The organism is Pseudomonas sp. So3.2b (assembly GCF_019464415.1).
Classification (GTDB): domain Bacteria; phylum Pseudomonadota; class Gammaproteobacteria; order Pseudomonadales; family Pseudomonadaceae; genus Aquipseudomonas; species Aquipseudomonas shahriarae.
Window position 1 is genome coordinate 2,427,337 of record NZ_CP080494.1, and the last position, 18,788, is coordinate 2,446,124.

Here is an 18,788-nt window from a genome sequence, read left to right on the forward strand (position 1 = left end):
GCTACTTGATCACCACCGGATTCACCGGCGCGCCGCTGCCACCGACAATCTTCAACGGCGCGGCGGTGTAGAGGAACTTCCACTGGCCGTCGTCGGCACAATCGGCGGCCAGATCCTCCAGCAGCACGATCTCGGTAAAGGCGATGCCGAGGTTGCGCATCAGCGCGCAATGCAATGGAATCTGCACCCCCGACACCGGATCGGTGATCACCTCATTGGCGATGGTGTCGGTCACCAGGTTGGGGATTTCCATGGCGTGGAACCACTCCACCAGTTCCCGGCTGTAGGTCAGGCCAGGTTCCACCAGGTCCTGGAAGAACTCGGTCTTGCCATACTCGTAGAACGCGCCCATGGAGCCGGTACGGATGATCAGGATGTCGCGTTTTTCGATGGTCACCCCCTGGGCCTTGGCGGCGGCCAGCAAGTCCAGGTGGTTGAAGGTTTCGCCACGGCCCAGGTATTTCTTGCCGCGATGGCGGGCCATGTCGATCAACACCGCACGCCCGACCACGCCGCGCTCGGCAATCGCCAGCACACTGGCCTTGGCCATGCCGCCGACGGTGCTCATGGCGTCGTAGCCGTTCCACAGTTGATTGTCGTACCAGGCATGCCCGAGGGCGTCGTACTGGGTCGAGCCTTGCAACTGCATGAAGATCACATCGTCGCAATACGCCGCGCCGCCGGTCATTTCGGGTTGCTTGCCGAAGTGATAGTGGCTGTGATCCAGGGTATTGAAGCGCATCGACGGGTTGCGCGCCGGCCACATCGGGTCACCGCCCGGATGGCCGATCTGCACTTGCAGGGTGAAGGTCTTGCCCTGGCGCACCGAAGCGACACCGCGCAGTACTTCGGCTTCGGTCAGGTAGTTGAGGGCGCCGACTTCATCGTCCGGTCCCCATTTGCCCCAGTTCTTGGGCAGGCCTTCGAGTAATTGCCTGGTGTTCGGTTCGTTCTTGTTATGTAAGTCACACATATCGACTCCGATCCCTTTGGTCGTTGAGTTACACGCAGCGCCCACCGTCGACTTCAAGGCAGGTGCCGGTGATAAAGGCCGCTTCGTCCGAGGCCAGATACAGGCAGGCATTGGCCACGTCCTGCGGGGTGGAAAAACGTCCCAGGGGGATGGTCGCCATGAACTTCTGGCGGTTTTCCGGGGTGTCCGGCACGCCCATGAACTCACTGAGCAACGCGGTTGCGCCGACCACCGGGTTCACGCAATTGACGCGGATATTGTCCGGCCCCAGCTCCGCCGCCATGGTTTTGCTCATGACCACCACCGCACCCTTGCTGCCGTTATACCAGACCAGTCCCGGGCGCGGGCGGATCGCTGCGGTCGAGGCAATATTGACGAACACGCCGCCGCCCTGGCCGCGAAAATGCGGCACAAAATGCCTGGCGCTGAGGAAGATGCTTTTGACGTTGACCGCGAACACTCGGTCGAACTCGGCCTCGTCCACTTCCAGCATCGGCCGGTTGCGGTGGGTGGTGCCGGCGTTGTTGATGACGATATCCAGCCCGCCGAATTGCTCCAGGGTGGCGCGCAGCAGCGCGCCCACACTTTCGTCGTTGGCCACATTGACCTCAACGAAATGGGCATGGCCGCCGCTGGCGGCGATCTCATTGACCACCCGCTGGCCGCCGGTGGCGTTCATGTCGGCGACGATAACCCGCGCACCCTGTTGGGCAAAGGTCTTGGCGATGCCTTCGCCAAACCCGGAGCCAGCGCCGGTGACGATGGCAACTTTGTTTGCTAGACGCATGGAGTGTGCTCCTTTCTTGTTGTTGTAATGGCTTAGCCGTGTTTGATCGCAATGGTCTTCAAAGTGGTAAAGCCCAGCAGGGCCTCGAAGCCTTTTTCCCGGCCATAACCGCTGGCCTTGACGCCGCCGAAGGGCAGTTCAACCCCGCCGCCGGCCCCGTAGTTGTTGATAAACACCTGGCCGCAGCGCAGCTTGCGCGCCAGGCGCATCTGCCGGGCGCCGTCGCGGGTCCATACGCCGGCGACCAGGCCGAATTCGGTGCCGTTGGCCAGGCGGATGGCCTCGGCTTCATCGTCAAAGGGCATCACGGCCAACACTGGGCCGAAGACTTCCTCCCGGGCCAGGCGGCTGTCGGGCGGCACATCGCGAAACAGCACTGCTTCCTGGAAGTAACCGCCACTGCCGGCTTCGGCCACCACCTGGCCGCGGGCGGCTACGGTGATCCCGGCCTGTTCGGCCTCGCGCACGAACTCACGCACCTGGCGTTGCTGCTTCTGGTTGATCAGCGGGCCCATATCCAGGTCGAGCGCCGAAGGCCCGGTGCGCAGTTCGCGAAAGCGCTGGCTGAGTTGCTCCACCAGGGCCTCATAGATGCTGCGTTCCACCAACAACCGGCTGCCCGCCGAACAGGTCTGCCCGCAGTTCTGCACAATGGCGTTGACCAGCACCGGCAAGGCTTCGTCCAGGTCGGCATCGGCGAATACCAGTTGCGGCGATTTCCCGCCCAGCTCCAGGGTCACCGGGCAGTGCCGCTCAGCAGCGGCCTTGGACACCGCCGTGCCGGTCGTGGTGGAACCGGTAAACGAAATGTGATCAATCCCCGGATGGCTGCACAACGCCGCGCCGGCCTCGTAGCCGTAGCCAGTCACCACATTGATCGCGCCGGCCGGGAAGCCCACCTCGGCGGCAATCTGCGCCAGGCGCAGCAACGACAGGCTGGCATCCTCCGCCGGCTTGACCACACAGGCATTGCCTGCCGCCAGGGACGCACCGACGCTGCGCCCGAAGATCTGCATCGGGTAGTTCCACGGGATGATATGCCCGGTGACCCCATGGGGCTCGCGCACCGTCAGCACCGTGTAGCCGTTTTGATAGGGCAGGGTCTCGCCGTGCAACTTGTCGGCCGCGCCGGCGTAATACTCGAAGTAACGGGCGAGGGCGGTGGCATCGGCCCGTGCCACTTTCAGCGCCTTGCCAGTGTCCCGCGCTTCGATCTGCGCCAGCTCTTCGTGATGCTCTAACACCGCTGCGCCCAGCCTGGCCAGCAGGCGGCTACGCTCCAGTGCCGACAACGAGCCCCATGGCCCGTCGAAGGTCTTACCCACGGCCAGGCGCGCGGCGCTGACGGCGGCGTCGATATCGGCAGCGGTGCCACGGGCGATGCTGGAGTAGCTTTCGCCACTGCTGGGGTCGATCACCGGGATGTCTTCCAGGGATGTCGAGGCTTGCCATTGGTTGGCGATGTAATGTGCGTTGATCATGTTCAGCTCCTGTTCCCGGCGATGCATTCGGCGATGGCCACGCCCACTTCAATCGTACTGGCGCTGCCGCCCATTTCCCGGGTGCGCGGGCCTTGCGCAAGCACCGTCTCGATGGCTGAGACAATGGCTGCTGCGGCCTCTTGGTAAAGCGGGTCGCCATTGCCCAGATGCTCGATCATCAATGCGGCCGACCAGATCTGTCCGATGGGGTTGGCCACGCCCAGCCCGGCAATGTCCGGTGCCGAACCGTGTACCGGCTCGAACAGCGACGGGTAGCGCCGCTCGGGGTTGAGGTTGGCCGACGGCGCAATGCCGATGGTGCCGGTGCAGGCCGGGCCGAGGTCGGAGAGGATGTCGCCAAAGAGGTTGGAGGCCACCACCACATCAAACCAGTCCGGGTGCTGCACAAAGTGTGCGCAGAGGATGTCGATGTGGAATTTGGCGGTCTTGACGTCCGGGTAGCGCTGGGCGATCAGGTTCACCCGCTCGTCCCAGAACGGCATGGTGATGGAGATACCGTTGGATTTGGTGGCGGCCACCAGGTGCTTGCGCGGTCGCTGCTGGGCCAGTTTGAAGGCATAGTCCACCACCCGGTCCACGCCTTCGCGGGAGAAGATCGACTCCTGTACCGCGATCTCACGCGGCGTGCCTTCCCACATCCTCCCGCCGACGCTGGAGTATTCGCCCTCGGTGTTTTCGCGCACCACGATAAAGTCGATATCCCCCGGCACACGGCCGGCGAGCGGGCAGGGCACGCCGGGCATCAGGCGCACCGGGCGAATGTTGACGTATTGGTCGAACTGACGGCGGATCTTCAGCAGCGACTCCCACACCGCCGTATGGTCGGCGATGATGTCCGGGGCGCCCACGGCGCCGAAGAAGATCGCGTCATGGCTACCGATCTGCTCGGCCCAATCGTCCGGCATCATGGTGCCGTGGGCCAAGTAGTGTTCGCTGCACCAGGCAAAGTGATCGAACTCAAAGGCAATGCCGAAGCGCCGACTGACCGCCTGCAGTACGCGCAGGCCTTCGGGCACTACCTCGCGGCCGATACCGTCGCCGGGAATCACGGCAATCCGATGGGGGGTGCTGGTCGTGGAATTGGACACGCCGTGTCTCCTGTTTTTGTTGTTGTCAGTGAGGCGGGGACATTCTTGGCACAGTTGCCACGGTGGTGGAATTGCTGATTATGGAAGTGGTCTTCGCAAAATTCGAAGGCTCGCGGTTAGGCGCAGTGGCGGGCAGCGAGGTAGTCGAATAATGCCAGGCTTGTAGGAGAAGGCTGTTCCTGGCGCATGCACAGGTACATCTGGCGGTCGGCCCACGGGTCGTCAATTTCGATAAAGCGCAAGGCCATTTCCTTGCGAAAGATCTGCACCGCGCCCTGGGGCAGCACGCCAACCCCTTGCCCGGCGGCAATCAGCCGGCACACGGCTTCAAAACTGCGCACCTGGATCCGCAGGCGCAACGGCATGCCAATCGCGGCGGCGGCTTCGGTGATCAGTGCGGTGATGGCGGCGTTGTCCTCCAGGCCGACGAAGTCATAGCCCAGCAAATCGGCAAAGCGCGCATGGCGCATCTTGAACGGATGATCATCGGGCACCAGCAGGCACAGGCGGTCCTGGCAGTAAGGGGCAAAGCGCAAGTCCTCGCCGCCCGGTTGGGTGGTGACGATGCCCACATCGGCCACGCCATCGCGCACCGCCTGCAGGATTTCACGGCTGCGCTCCTCGCGGATATCCAGGCGGATACCGGGATGTTGGGCGTTCCACTGGGTCAATTGGCTGGGCAGTTGCTGGCTCATCGCCGAACTGTTGGCATACAGGCACACGCGGCCGGTGGCGCCCTTGGCGTAGTCGGCGAGGTCAGCGTGCATCACATCCACTGCGCGCAAAATCGCCAACCCATGCTCGGCCAACACCTCGCCGGCCGCCGTGGGCGAGACGCCGGTGGAGGAGCGGTGCAACAGGGCGACCTTGAAGTGTTGCTCCAGCAACGACAGGCGCCGGCTGGCCGCAGACAGCGAGAGGTGCGACTGCTCGGCCGCCCGGGACAGGCTACCGAGCTTGACCGTCTTGAGGAACAGCTCGATGGAAGTGAGATCGGGGGCCATGCCAGAGTCCTTGTGCGCGGTCTGTGAAAACTACGCAGTTGGGGCAGGACTGTCCAATCATCTGCCCCTCACACATTGGACATATGCTGTTGACTCAACTTTGGAGGCACCGCCGATCCTTTGTGGGAGCTGTCGAGCCCCGGCGAGGCTGCGATGGCGGCGGCACTGCCAGCATTGATGGTGACTGACCCACCGCCATCGCAGCCTCGCCGGGGCTCGACAGCTCCCACCTTTGACCTTTGCTGCCTTGAGTAAAGTGCCGGTTAGAACTCGATGCTCGCCGACAGCTTGGCCACCCGTGGATCGCCCTGGGTCAGCTCAATGGCGCTTTACAAACTAGTGCGTGAGGTACGACGTATCTGAAGGCCAGAAATTTCTATTAAGGCCTGATGGCGGATGCCGAGTAGAATCGCGCCCTGAAAGCGATTCCTGAGGTGCGGCAAGGTGGATTTACAGCAGGGTTTTGTCCTGACCCGGCATTGGCGCGACACCCCGGCGGGCACGGAGGTCAGCTTCTGGCTGGCGACCGACCAGGGGCCGCGGTATATCCGTCTACCGGTACAGCCTTCGGTGATGTTTATTCCGCTGGCCCACCGCGAGCACGCGCAACGGGTGCTCAAGGGCGAGCGCGACGTGGAACTGCGCCCGCTGCAACTGTGTGACTTCCACCACCGCCCGGTCCTGGGCCTTTATACCCGTCAGCATCGCCAGGCGATGGACCTGGAAAAACGCCTGCGCCAGGCCGGCGTGGATGTCTACGAAGGCGATGTGCGCCCGCCCGAGCGCTATATGATGGAGCGCTTCATCACCGCGCCGGTGGCATTTGACGGCACCCCCGGCGAGGGCGGGATGTTGCTGGAGGCGCAGATGAAGCCCGCGCCCGACTACCGCCCGGCATTGAAACTGGTGTCGCTGGATATCGAAACCACCGCGCGCGGCGAGCTGTACTCCATCGCCCTGGAAGGTTGTGGCGAGCGCCAGGTGTACATGCTCGGCCCGCCGAACAAAACCTGCGCGGTGGATTTCAAGCTCGAATACTGCGACAGCCGCGCCCAACTGCTGGAGCGCCTCAACCAGTGGCTGGCGCAACACGACCCCGACGCGATCATCGGCTGGAACCTGGTGCAGTTCGACCTGCGGGTCCTCCACGAGCATGCCCAACGGCTTAACGTGCCATTGCTGCTCGGCCGTGGCGGCGAGGCCATGGCCTGGCGCGAGCACGGCAGCCGCAACCATTACTTCGCCGCCGCTGCCGGCCGGCTGATCATTGATGGTATCGAGGCCCTGCGTTCGGCGACCTGGACCTTTGAGTCATTCAGCCTGGAAAATGTCGCCCAGACCCTGCTGGGGGAAGGCAAGTCGATCTCCACGCCCTACCAGCGCATGGACGAGATCAACCGCATGTTCGCCGAGGACAAGCCCGCCCTGGCGCGCTATAACCTCAAGGACTGCGAGCTGGTGACGCGGATTTTCGCAAAGACCGAGCTGCTCAAGTTCCTTCTGGAGCGGGCCAGCGTCACCGGCCTGCCGGCGGATCGCAACGGTGGTTCGGTGGCGGCGTTCACCCACTTGTACATGCCGCTGATGCATCGCCAGGGCTTTGTCGCGCCCAACCTGGGGGACAAGCCGCCCCAGGCCAGCCCCGGCGGTTTTGTCATGGACTCGCGGCCGGGGCTGTACGAGTCGGTGCTGGTGCTGGACTACAAAAGTCTGTATCCGTCGATCATCCGCAGCTTCCTGATCGACCCCGTGGGCCTCATCGAAGGCCTGCGCCACCCCGACGACAACGAGTCGGTGGAAGGCTTTCGCGGTGCGCGCTTTTCCCGCACCCGGCATTGCCTGCCGTCGATTGTGGCGCGGGTTTCCGAAGGCCGCGAGGTGGCCAAACGCGAGCATAACGCGCCGTTGTCCCAGGCCCTGAAGATCATCATGAATGCCTTCTACGGCGTGCTCGGTTCCAGCGGCTGTCGGTTTTTCGATACGCGGCTGGCGTCGTCGATCACCCTGCGCGGCCACCAGATCATGCGCCAGACCCGCGAACTGGTCGAAGCCCAGGGTTATGAAGTGATCTATGGCGATACCGACTCTACGTTTGTCTGGCTCGGCAGTGCCCATTCCCAGGAGGATGCCACGCGCATCGGCCAGGACCTGGTGCAACACGTCAACCAATGGTGGCGCGAACGCCTGCACAACGAATTCGGCCTGCAAAGCGCCCTTGAACTGCAATACGAAACCCACTTCAGCCGCTTCCTGATGCCGACCATTCGTGGGGCGGAGGAGGGCAGCAAGAAACGGTATGCCGGTTTGGTGACCCGTGCCGATGGCAGTGAAGAGATGATCTACAAAGGCCTGGAGACTGTGCGTAGCGACTGGTCGCCCCTGGCCCGCCAATTCCAGCAGGAGTTGTACCAGCGCATCTTCCACCGCCAGCCCCACCAGGATTATGTGCGTGACTATGTGCGCCGCACCCTCAGTGGTGAGTTCGATGAGCTGCTGATCTACCGCAAACGCCTGCGCCGGCAACTGGGCGACTACGAGCGCAACGTGCCGCCCCATGTGCGGGCCGCGCGCCTGGCGGATGAATACAACGACCGCCAGGGCCGTCCACGCCAGTATCAGAACGGTGGCTGGATTCGCTACGTGATCACCGTCAACGGCCCCGAGCCCCTGGAAGTGCGCCAGGCGCCGATTGACTACGACCACTACGTCACCCGGCAATTACAGCCGGTGGCCGATGCGATCCTGCCGTTTGTCGATGATGATTTCAGCACCTTGGTCGGTGGTCAGATGGGCTTGTTTTAACCCTGGGAAAACGTTTCACTCTGGACGCTGAATCTCCAGGAGGAATGCCCATGTACACGCTCTACGGCACGCAAAGTTCTGGTTCATGCATCGTCGAAATCGCCCTGCAACGCTGCGGCGTGCCGTGGCAGCAGGTCGATGCCAGCCCCTGGGGTGATGGGGCGGGGATTGAGGCCCTTGGGCAGATCAACCCGCTGCGGCAGATCCCCACCCTGCAACTGCCCGACGGCAGCGTGTTGACGGAAAGCGCGGCGATCCTGATTCACCTGGGCCTGGCGTATCCGGCCAGCGATTTGCTGTCCGGTCACCGTGCGCAGATCATTCGCGGCCTGGTGTATATCGCCGCCAACTGCTACTCGGCGATCACCATCATCGACTACCCGCAACGCTTTCTCGCCGACGCTGACGAGACGGTGCAGGCGCAACTGATCGCGGGCACCCAGCAGAAACTGCACCGGACCTGGCAGGTATTTGCCGAGCAATTTGCCGGGCAACTCTTTACCCCACAGGGGCTGCCCAATGCCCTGGGCATCATGGCGGCGGCGGTGTCCCGCTGGGAGGGTGTACGCGACGTCCTGCGACACTCCCACCCCGCATGCGCCCAGGCCCTGGCGCAGGTGGACGCCGACCCGCAGGTGGCCCCGGTGTTCGCCTGGCACTGGCCGGATTGGCCCGAGCAGTGAGCCTTGGCAATCAGAAGAAACAATGAGCCTCGAAGCACCTCGAGCCCTTGCGTCACGGGCGTCCTGGCCTACTCTTTCTGATAGTCGCGTAGGAATCATCCTTGAAATTGACTGTCGCAGACATGAAACTCAAAAACTCTGCATGGAATTGGAAGGAGGTACGCATGCTCGTCCGGTCGCTGACCCTGGCTACCTTGATGGCGTTTACGGGGCCGTTGTTGGCTGCGGATAACCGAGGCCCGCTGGAACAGGATCAAGGCAAATTCCGCCCGCTGATCGTGATTGCACCCAGCTCCATCGACCCGACTCAGGTCCAGCTCAAGAAAGATCTTGAACAGCCTGAGAACAAACAGAAGTTCACCGAGCGCAACATGGTGCTCTACACCGTGAACTACACGAGCATCGGCACCGTCGGCCAGCGTGACGGCAAGGACCTCGGCGCCCAGGACACCAACGCGTTGATCCGCGCCTTGAAGCTGGGGGCCAGTGTCGGCACCAAAGTGATCCTGGTGGGCAAGGACGGCGAGAAGAAAGTCGAAAAGACCGTGCCGCCCGATACCCTTGACCTTGCAGAGTTCTTTGCGGCTGTCGACAAGATGCCCATGGCAGAAAAAGAAGCCGCCGCCCCCGCCGAGCCTGAACCCGCCGCCCCGGCAGCGAGCAAGCCTGGCAAGCACGCGCCGCAACCGCTGGAAGATTGATGCTCCTCGCTGGCGCCTACAGGGGAGGGGCCAGCGAACCCTACAAGTCGTGTGGCACTTGCGGGCATTGCGTCATGAAGCATGTGATAACCGTTATCATTTGCGGCTTGCCCTCTGCGCGCGCCCTCCATGCCCCCGACCCCTGCGACAAGCCCTACTGACCTGGCCACGCTGTATCAGCAGCAACATCGCTGGCTGCAGCACTGGCTGTGGCGTCGCCTGAACTGTTCGCAGAGCGCCGCCGACCTGGCCCAGGACACGTTCCTGCGTTTGCTGGCCAAGAACCAACCCCTTGAAGTCCAGGCGCCCCGCAGCTTTCTGGCGAAAGTCGCACAAAGCGTGTTGTCCAATCACTTTCGTCGGCAAAAGCTGGAAAAGGCCTACCTGCAAGCCCTGGCGGGGCAATTGGAGTTGCAGGCGCCGGATGTCACCGAACAGACCCGCGCCCAGTGGCTGGCGTGGCGCCAATTGGATCCGCTCAACGAGCAGGTCTGGCAGCATTCCCAGCGATTTTTCCAGCGTATGCACGAGGTGCGCGACCCGGCACATCAGGCGCTGGTCAGCGCCACCCTGTTGCCGGCGATATCCCGGCGTCGGGTGATTAAAAACCTGGCCCTGTTGCTGGCGGCCGGCAGTGTGGCGTGGACCGCCAGGGACGCCGGCCTGCTGCAACCCTGGACCAGCGATTTCAGCACCTCGGTCGGTGAGCAATGGCGCATCGAACTGGCGGACAACAGCGAAATCCAGCTCAATACCGACACCGCTGTCGATGTGAATTACAGCCCCGACCAGCGCCTGACCAACCTGTCGGATACCCTGGATGCCACCCCCGGCATCATCGTGTTGCGTGATGGCCTGGGGTCGGAAAGCGATAGCTATTTCTCCCGTGGTTTCCAGATCCAGAACTTCGAAATCGACGGTGTGCCTACCGTTGCGCGCATGGACAACTACACCCAGAGCATGGCGATGTACGACCGGGTGGAAGTGGTGCGCGGCGCCACCGGTTTGATCAGCGGCATGGGCAACCCCTCGGCCACCATCAACCTGATCCGCAAGCGCCCGACGGCCGAGGCGCGGGCCAGTGTCACCGCTGAAGCGGGCAACTGGGACCGCTACGGCAGTGGCCTCGACGTGTCCGGCCCGCTGACCGAAACCGGCAACGTGCGCGGGCGCCTGGTGGCCGACTACAAGACCGAACATGCCTGGGTCGACCGCTACAAGCAGCAGACCCAATTGCTGTAGGGCATCACTGAATTCGACCTGACCGAAGACACCTTGCTGACCCTGGGCTTCAGCTACCTGCGTACCGACGTCGATGCCCCGGCGCGCTCCGGTTTGCCTACGCGCTTTACCGACGGTTCGCGCAGCAACCTCAGCCGCTCCCTGAATACCGCGCCGGCCTGGTCCTATAACGACCATGAGCAGACCAGCTTCTTTACCTCCATCGAGCAGAAGTTCGACAGCGGCTGGAGCGCCAAGGCCGAGTTCACCCATTCGCAAAACAAGTTCGATGAGGTGTTCAACTACGTCAACGGCAGCCTCAACAGCGATGGCAGCGGCACCACGCAGTTGCCGGTGCGCTTCTCCGGTACGCCGCGCCAGGACAACCTCGACCTGTACGCCACCGGGCCGTTCGACCTGCTGGGCCGCGAGCACGAGTTGATCGCCGGCGTGACTCTGTCCAAATACAAGGAAAACGTGCCCAGCCATGGCGGCTGGAACTACGCGTATTCCGGCTCCCCGGCGGGCGCCATCGACAACCTGTTCAACTGGGACGGGCACTCGGCCAAGCCGGACTTCCCGGTGACCGGCAAATCCTCGGTGGATGAAAGCCAATACGCCGCTTACCTGAGTACCCGCCTGCGCATGACCGACGACCTGAGCGTGATCCTCGGCAGCCGTGTCATCGACTGGAAGCGCGAAACCGCAGACAGCCCCTACGGCGGCGTCGCCACCCGCACCGATGAGTCGGAAACCGGCGTGTACATTCCCTATGCCGGCGTGGTCTATGACCTGACCGACAACTGGTCGGCCTATGCCAGCTACACCAAGATCTTCAATCCCCAGGCCAGTTGGGTGCGCGATATCAACAACAAGGCCCTGGAACCCATGGAAGGCAAGGGCTACGAGTTGGGCTTGAAGGGCAGTTTCTTCGACGAAAAACTCAACACCAGCCTGGCGCTGTTCAAGCTGGAACAGGACAACCTCGCGATCTGGATCGACACCCCGGGCGGCAATACTTATCGCAACGAGAAGGGCACCACTACCGAGGGCGTCGAGCTGGAACTCAACGGTGAGTTGGCTGAAGGCTGGCAAGCCTCCGCGGGCTACGCCTATGCGGTCAGTACCGATGCCGACGACAAACGCATCGTCACCACCTTGCCGCGCCAGAGCCTGAAAACCTTCACCACTTACCGTCTGCCGGGGGCCTTGAACAAAGTGACGGTTGGCGGCGGGGTGAACTGGCAGAGCAAGGTTGGTGAGGACCTGCACACATTCAGCCAGGGCAGCTACGCCATCACCAACCTGCTGCTGCGCTACGACGTGACGCCGCAGTTGAGTACGTCGGTCAACCTCAACAACCTGTTTGACCGTGAGTATTTCAGCTATGCCGGTAACCATGGGATGTATGGTGCGCCGCGCAACCTGATGACCAGCGTCAAGTACGACTTCTAGACCTGCCCACTATCCCCGGTGGGAGCAAGCCAGCTCCCACATTCGCATTGTGGTATGGCCAAAACTCTATGCCCGGCAGAGCCCCTCCCTGTGGGAGCGGGCTTGCCCGCGATAGCGGTAGTTCAGGCACCATTTCTGCTAGCTCACACACCGCCATCGCAGGCAAGCCAGCTCCCACATTTGCATTGTGGTGCGGCCAAAACTCTATGCCCGGCAGAGCCCCCCTGTGGGAGCGGGCTTGCCCGCGATAGCGGTGGTCCAGGCACTGTTTCTGCTAGCTGACACACCGCCATCGCAGGCAAGCCAGCTCCCACATTTGAACGGTGGTGTGGCCAAAACTCTATGCCCGGCAGAGCCCCCCCTGTGGGAGCGGGCTTGCCCGCGATAGCGGTAGTTCAGGCACCATTTCTGCTAGCTGACACACCGCCATCGCAGGCAAGCCAGCTCCCACATTCGTATTGTGGTGTGGCCAAAACTCTATGCCCGGCAGAACCCCCCTGTGGGAGCGGGCTTGCCCGCGATAGCGGTGGTCCAGGCACTGTTTCTGCTAGCTGACACACCACCATCGCAGTCAGCACTTCCGCGCGCTGGCTTTTGCTATGCCTTTGCTTTCGCAGCTCAAGCCTTCCACGGCTTGAACCACAGCCCCAATCCCACCAGTACCCCGGCGCCCGCCAAGGTACTTAAGCCCAGCTGCCAGCCATCGTTATGCAGCGGGTGCAGCACCAGCGCCGCCACACCCAGCAACACCACACTCAAGCCCCACTGCAACGGCCAGCCCAGTTGCCCGAGCAGGTGTTGGCGTTGCATCAGCAGCAGGTTGGTGACGATCACCCCACCCAGGGCCGCCAAGGCAATGCCTGGCAGGCCGAAGAAGTACGGCAGCAATACCAACAGGCCGGCGTTGACCAGGCTGCCCAGCAGTTCACATTTGAGTGGCAGGCGTGTGTCGCCGCTGGCGTAGGCATAGCGTGCGAGCATGGCGTTCCAGGCGCCGAACACCAGGGGCGTGGCGAACCAGGCGAGCAGGGCGGGCAGCGGGCCGTCGGCGCTTTGCGCGGGCATCAGCAGGTGAATCAGCACCGGGCTGGCGCCAATCAGGCCGAGGGCGGCGGGCAGGCTCAGCAGGGTGGCGGCGTCCAGGCCACGGCGCAGCAAGGCCAGGCGTTGTTGGCCTTGTTCACCGCTCATCATCCCCAGCAATACCTGGTTGAGGCTCATCAGCGCAATCAGCGGCAGGTTGATCAGCTTGCGCGCCAGGTTGACCCAGGTCACCGCACCTTCGCCCAGGTAGCTGGCGATCAGCCGTTCGAGCAAGGCCAGGCCCTGGCTGGCGAGATTGCTCGCCAACAGCGGACCGATACGCCCCAGCAGTTCGCGGCCGGCCAGGGCATCACCCTTGATTTGCCAGGGGCGCCAGCCGAACGACCAGACCGGTGCCAGCAAGGGCAGGCACATCAACACACTGCCGGCAAAAAAACACCTTGCCAGTTCCGCGCTGTCGCTGGCCGTGCCGCGGATAAACAGGTACAGCACCGGCGGCAGGTTGAACAGCAGCGAGCCCAGCCCCGGCAGCACAAAGCGCTGGCGCGCCTGCAACGGAATACTGAACAGGCCATGCATCACCAGCCCCGGCGCACAGGCGGCCAGCCAGCGCAGATTGGCGGCGGCCTGGTCGTGGGCGGCGGCGTCCAGCCCCGGGCCGATCAGGCGTACCCACAGCGGCGCGCCCAGGGCCAGCAGAGCGAAGAGGCCCAGGCCGACGCCGAGCAGGCGCGGCGACAGGCTGGCCAACCAGGCTTGCTGGCGTTGCGCATCCCGTTGTTGATAGAGGGGCAGGGCCGCAGCAGCGAGCAAACCGGCGGCCAGGGTCATGCGCAGCGCCTCAGGCAAAAACACCGCCACCAGAAACCCGTCGCTGCGGCTGCCCGCGCCCCAGGCTGCGACCAGCAGCCATTCCCGGGCAAAGCCGGCCACCAGCCCGGCGAGGGTCGCCAGGGTCAGCCACAGGGTGCTGCCAAACATCAGTGGAACAGGGTGAACAGGCCCTTGCCACCCACCTTGTAGTTGAGCCCCCGAACGCGTTCGCCCATGACTTTGGCACCGGTGCCGCCGACAATTTTGTACGGCGCGACGGTTTTCGCCACCACGGTATTGGCAGTCACCACCGAGCCTTCGCACAGGTGGGTGCCGAAACCGATCAGCGCACGGCTGCCGATCCACACATAGTCGTCGATATAAATCGCCCCGGAAATCGACCAGAACTCCGGCGCCTGCAAGTCATGGCTGCCGGCGATGATCAGCACATGGGAGGCAATCGCCACATGGTTGCCGATTACCAGCCCAGAGCGTGCATCCACCTGGCAATGCCAGCCGATCACCGTGTCGTCGCCGACCCTCAGGTTGTGGATGCCCAGCACCTCAGTGTTGCGCCACAGGCTCGACCCCTTGCCGATCTTCGCGCCGCCCAGGCGCAGCCAGCCGATGCGTATGTGGTGGCTGGGGATCTTGTTGATCAGGATGTTGTAGGCCATGTCCCAGGCACTGCGCCAGCGGTCCTTGAGGGTAGCCCAGTTCTTGCCATAAATCGGCAGGAACTGCGCCGGGACATCCTGTTTCATGCGATGGAACAGCCGACGTGCCACCGGATGCTCGATAGTCGGTTCCACATCGAAAGAGGTCATCCAGAAGCGCTTGTTCTCGCCTTCGCCCTCTTCAAAAACCACCTCGTTGGCCAGGCACCAGGCCAGGCCGTCCTGCAAGTCTTCCAGGCTTGCACCAAGTTCGCTGGCCAGGGCGGGCAGGCGGTCACGCAGGTCGGGGGAGTGAATAGTGCGATGTTTCATGGTCGGTCATCCTTTGGCACGGAAACAGGAGCAGTAATGGTCGGGCTCAGGCGCACCTGTTGCAGGCTGATGCCCATCAACAGCCAGAACAGCGCGATCAATACAAAGGTGAAGCTGAAGTAGTGGTCGAAAATCCCGGTCAGCAGCGCCGCCAGCACGCCGCACACGCAACCCAGCCACAGGGCGTTGTCGGCGGTGACCTTGCGTACCATCCCTAATGGCCGCACTTCTCGCCACCACAGCACGGTGACGGCGATGAACAGCAGCATCCCCGGAATACCAATCTTGTAGATGAAGTTCAGCCACAGGTTGGAAATCCCCAGCAAGTTGCTGCCCGGCACCGGTGGGTCGATCTTGAAACCGATCCCCAAGGGGTACTTGGCCATTACATCGGGGAACCCGGCGTATTCGTCGAAACGGATCTCGGTACTGGCGTTGGTGGTCGAGAACATCGTCATCAAACGGTCCTGCAGCGGCGGATAGAACAGCACCAGGGCGATCACAAAAGCCGCGCCGATACCGATGATCCGCCCGCTGTGAGGCACGCGCTTGTAGGTCAGCCAGATCAGGATCAGTGCCAGGGCCACAATCGCGCCCCGGGAGATACTCAGCAGCAGGCCGGCGCAACCCAGTACCGCCACCGCCAGGCCCAGGGCGCGGCGCCAGCCGGTGCGGGTCCAGCCGTAGAACAGCGCCAGCGGGATAAACAGCACCAGCACGCCACCGGTCAGGTTCGGGTGAACCCAGGGCGAGGCCATGCGCTTGTAGTTGGCCGAGAAAATATCCTTCACCGCCTCCGGGTGGGCGTACTTGAGGTCGGTGAGAATGTCGATCATCGACATCGCGTTGCGCGTCTTGAGGAACATGAAAATCGACAGCAACAGCATCGCCAGGTTACCCAGCAGCAGAGCGACCACCACCTTGTCGCGGTCGGCATCGGTGCGCAGCAGCAGCGGCACGATAAACAGCAGCGACAGGTTCATCAGCCAGCGCACCCAGTTCACCGGGCCGTTGCCCTCGGCGTGGATGATGATCATGCCCCAGATAAACGGGATGGTGCTGAACAGCATCAGCCACATCAACGCCCGTTCCGTGGGGCGCCAGACCATGAAACCACGGGTCTTGCCGATAAACGATTGCCAGAACACCCCGGCCCAGGTCAGGCCCAGCACCGCCTCGCTGATGGTGGTGCGGATCCCCAGTTGCAAGGTGGTGTAGGGAATGCTGGTGGCCAAGACGGCAAAGATCAGCAAGCCCCACAGCGGTTTGCGGATCAGGGTCAGCGCCACGCCCAGGCCGACCACGATCATAAAGACCTTCATCGGCGGCAGTGCCAACAGCAGGCCGCCGAAGACCAGGCCCAGGAGCAGACTAACGAGTTTTCCTGGCAGCATTAGCGGTTCAATTCCTTGAGCAGTTTATCCAGGCGCAGGCGATAGGCCGGTTCGGCAAATTGCCGGGCCCATGTGCGTTGCAGTTCGGGGTCGACCGTGCCCCCCGGTGCAGCCAGTGACACCATCAACGTTTGCAGTTGACCGGCGTCGTCGGGGGCAAAACGCTGTGCGGTGGGCGGCGCCACTTCATCCAGGGCCGAGCCACGGGCAACCGCGACCGGCGTGCCGACACTCAGCGCTTCCACCACCGGCAAGCCAAACCCCTCGGCATAGGACGGCTGCCACAGGTACGCGGCATGCCGGTACAGCGCCTGCAACTGGCCGTCGGACAAGCCACTGCGCCAATGCAGGCCGGGCAACTCGCCCAGGGACGCCGGCACATCGCTGGCGTGGCCGACCAGTACCAGGTCGGGCACGTTCGGGTCCTGGGCGCGGCTGGCCTGCCATTGCGCCAGGAAAAACGCCATGTTTTTGCGCGGCTCACGGGTACCCACCACCAGCCAGTAGCGCGGCGGAATGCCTTCGGGCAACGGCTCGGGGGCCTCGGTGAACTCCGGCACCAGGTTATTCAACACGCGGAACTTGGCCCGCGCCCAGGGAAACAGGCGCGCAGCCTCATCGCACGAGAACTGCGACGGGCACCACACCCGGTCGGCTTGCCACACCGACCAGGCAATCGACGCGCCGTCGATCAGGCGGTAGGCCAGGGCCTTGAGGCGGGAGCGATGGAAGTTGCGGTGGGTCAGTTGAAACAGGTCATGCAGCACCAGCACATAGCGGGTGCCGGCGGGTTTGCGGCACAAGGGCAGGCCCATGTTGGCCGTGGCGATGTACAGGTCGATCTGCTGTTGGTGGATTTCCCGGGGCAGGAAGCCGCGCTCGAAGCGCCAGCGCACCTGAGGCCGTTGCAGGCCCTCCAGGGGGCTGGCCCAGGCCGGGCAAACCGCCGTGTCGCGCTGAGGATGATCAAGCGGCGCTTCGGTAAACAGCACCACTTCAGTGTTGTCCCGGGCGCGCAAGGCGTGTTCCAGGGCCAGCACCTGGCGGGCGATGCCCGACGAAGGCGCGACCGTGGCCGGGCGGTAATCCAGGGCTACGCGCATGCTTGAGGCTCCTGTTGGTGGGCAAGGTGCGGTAGATCTGCTCCAGTTCATTACCGGCCACCGCCCAGTCGTGATGGTTGCGCCCATAGTCCCGCGCAGCCTGCGCCAGTTGGCGGGCCAGCGTCGGTTCGTCCAGCAGGCGCACAATCCCATCGGCCAGGGCCTCGGCGCTTTCGCCGGCCAGGTAATGCACCTGCGGCTCAACCGCCAGCCCGGACACACCCTGGGCGGTGCTCACCAGCGGCAGGCCGGCGGCCATTGCCTCCAGCACTTTGAGTTTGGAGCCGCCGCCATGGCGCAGCGCGGCGACAAACCCTGCACAGCGGCGCTGCAAGGCGGTGAGGTCGGGAACAAAACCCTGCCATTCAATACGATCGTCCGCCCAGCGCTCGCGCCAGTGTGCAGGCAAGCCGAAGCCGGCCACCGCCAGGCGGGCGTTGGGGCATTGCAACCAGACCCGCGGGAAGATGTCGTCGAGCAGCCACTGCACCGCGTCCAGGTTCGGCGCGTATTCGTAGTTGCCGACAAACAACAGGCGCTGGCTCTGCGGGTCGGCGCTGACGTCGCTGAATGCGCGGCTGTCGACCCCATTGACCACCACGCTCACCGGGGTCGTGGTCAGTTGGCCGATAGCCTGGGCATCGGCCTGGGTCACGGCAACTACATGGCACGCCGCGTCAAACGCCTTGCGCTCCCACTGCTGGCAGCGCCACTGGTCGTAGCGCACGAACGGCGCGGCCCATTTTGGAAAGCGGTCATAGGTGGCGCCGCCCAAGCTCGATTCCAGGTTGTGCTCGGTGAGCACGAAATCCCGCGCTTGCTGCTGCAAGAGGGTGAAGTACGGTTGCAGGCTGTAGCTGTGCTCGACCTGGATCACATCCCAGGTTTCCTTCAACAGTTCGCTAAAGCGCGCCTGCAACACCGGCGACAGGCCGTTGACCGTGGTCAGCAGCGGCCAGGGCGCAAACACCCCGGCGAGCAGGGTCATGGGGTGTTTCAGGGCGCGGCGCGGCACCACGATCAGGCGCTCGAGCAAGGGCTCCAGGGCCGCGTGCACGGCGGCATCGGCCGGCGTCTTCGATTGCACCAGCAAGGTGATGCGATGCCCACGCTCACTCAAGGTACGCAGCAAATGGTACTGCCGGGTCTTGCCGCCGCTGGTCGTCGGCCACGGCAGATAGGGCACAATCCACAGGATTCTCACGTGCAGCTCTCCATGCCTGGGCGTG

Annotated in this window: 13 protein-coding genes and 2 pseudogenes; 5 read left to right on the forward strand and 10 right to left on the reverse strand. The window is 63.4% G+C overall.

Annotated features, from left to right (window positions below; translation table 11 throughout):
• Window position 1: 1 nt before the first annotated feature.
• The 5 genes from K1X80_RS11075 to K1X80_RS11095 form a co-directional block, all read right to left on the reverse strand.
• A complete protein-coding gene (locus K1X80_RS11075; protein WP_198792805.1) occupies window positions 2-973 on the reverse strand; it encodes a cyclase family protein in 972 nt (323 codons plus the stop codon).
• Between the two features lie 28 nt (window positions 974-1,001).
• On the reverse strand, window positions 1,002-1,760 hold the full coding sequence (locus K1X80_RS11080; RefSeq protein WP_120732449.1) for an SDR family oxidoreductase: 759 nt from the start codon (window positions 1,758-1,760) through the stop codon (window positions 1,002-1,004).
• Between the two features lie 32 nt (window positions 1,761-1,792).
• Window positions 1,793-3,241, reverse strand: coding sequence for an aldehyde dehydrogenase family protein (locus K1X80_RS11085; RefSeq protein WP_198792803.1), 1,449 nt, complete (start codon window positions 3,239-3,241; stop codon window positions 1,793-1,795).
• A 2-nt stretch (window positions 3,242-3,243) separates the two neighbouring features.
• The gene (locus K1X80_RS11090; RefSeq protein ID WP_120732453.1) at window positions 3,244-4,350 is read right to left on the reverse strand and encodes a tartrate dehydrogenase; all 1,107 of its coding nucleotides are present in this window, start codon (window positions 4,348-4,350) and stop codon (window positions 3,244-3,246) included.
• A gap of 116 nt (window positions 4,351-4,466) precedes the next feature.
• Entirely contained in the window at window positions 4,467-5,354 is an 888-nt protein-coding gene (locus K1X80_RS11095) for a LysR family transcriptional regulator (protein ID WP_057959050.1), read from the reverse strand.
• Window positions 5,355-5,798: 444 nt separating this feature from the next.
• Between K1X80_RS11095 and K1X80_RS11100 the strand changes: the two genes are divergently transcribed.
• The 5 genes and pseudogenes from K1X80_RS11100 to K1X80_RS11120 all read left to right on the forward strand — a co-directional run.
• Window positions 5,799-8,156, forward strand: coding sequence for a DNA polymerase II (locus K1X80_RS11100; RefSeq protein WP_120732455.1), 2,358 nt, complete (start codon window positions 5,799-5,801; stop codon window positions 8,154-8,156).
• A 50-nt stretch (window positions 8,157-8,206) separates the two neighbouring features.
• Complete coding sequence (locus tag K1X80_RS11105) at window positions 8,207-8,839, forward strand: glutathione S-transferase N-terminal domain-containing protein (RefSeq protein ID WP_186626313.1); 633 nt, start codon at window positions 8,207-8,209, stop codon at window positions 8,837-8,839.
• 164 nt (window positions 8,840-9,003) lie between these two features.
• Window positions 9,004-9,540: a DUF4174 domain-containing protein gene (locus tag K1X80_RS11110; RefSeq protein WP_186626312.1), complete on the forward strand. Its 537-nt coding sequence runs from the start codon at window positions 9,004-9,006 to the stop codon at window positions 9,538-9,540.
• A 129-nt stretch (window positions 9,541-9,669) separates the two neighbouring features.
• Window positions 9,670-9,999 (forward strand): annotated as a pseudogene (locus K1X80_RS28390) (sigma factor); the annotation flags it as partial.
• Window positions 10,000-10,323: 324 nt separating this feature from the next.
• Window positions 10,324-12,216, forward strand: a pseudogene (locus tag K1X80_RS11120) (TonB-dependent siderophore receptor); the annotation flags it as partial.
• 618 nt (window positions 12,217-12,834) lie between these two features.
• Here the strand turns inward: K1X80_RS11120 and K1X80_RS11125 are convergent.
• The 5 genes from K1X80_RS11125 to K1X80_RS11145 are packed head-to-tail and all read right to left on the reverse strand — an operon-like array spanning window position 12,835 to window position 18,763.
• Window positions 12,835-14,241, reverse strand: a complete 1,407-nt coding sequence (locus K1X80_RS11125; protein WP_057959054.1) for a lipid II flippase MurJ — start codon at window positions 14,239-14,241, stop codon at window positions 12,835-12,837.
• On the reverse strand, window positions 14,241-15,062 hold the full coding sequence (locus K1X80_RS11130) for an acyltransferase (RefSeq protein ID WP_057959055.1): 822 nt from the start codon (window positions 15,060-15,062) through the stop codon (window positions 14,241-14,243). Before K1X80_RS11130 ends, K1X80_RS11125 begins: the two co-directional genes overlap by 1 nt.
• The gene (locus tag K1X80_RS11135; protein ID WP_057959056.1) at window positions 15,059-16,456 is read right to left on the reverse strand and encodes an O-antigen ligase; all 1,398 of its coding nucleotides are present in this window, start codon (window positions 16,454-16,456) and stop codon (window positions 15,059-15,061) included. The genes K1X80_RS11130 and K1X80_RS11135 overlap by 4 nt, the downstream gene beginning before the upstream one ends.
• Window positions 16,456-17,559 (reverse strand): glycosyltransferase family 1 protein, encoded by a 1,104-nt coding sequence (locus K1X80_RS11140; RefSeq protein WP_057959057.1) that lies wholly within the window; start codon window positions 17,557-17,559, stop codon window positions 16,456-16,458. The genes K1X80_RS11135 and K1X80_RS11140 overlap by 1 nt, the downstream gene beginning before the upstream one ends.
• Window positions 17,453-18,763 (reverse strand): glycosyltransferase family 4 protein, encoded by a 1,311-nt coding sequence (locus K1X80_RS11145; RefSeq protein ID WP_220172889.1) that lies wholly within the window; start codon window positions 18,761-18,763, stop codon window positions 17,453-17,455. Before K1X80_RS11145 ends, K1X80_RS11140 begins: the two co-directional genes overlap by 107 nt.
• Window positions 18,764-18,788 lie beyond the last annotated feature (25 nt).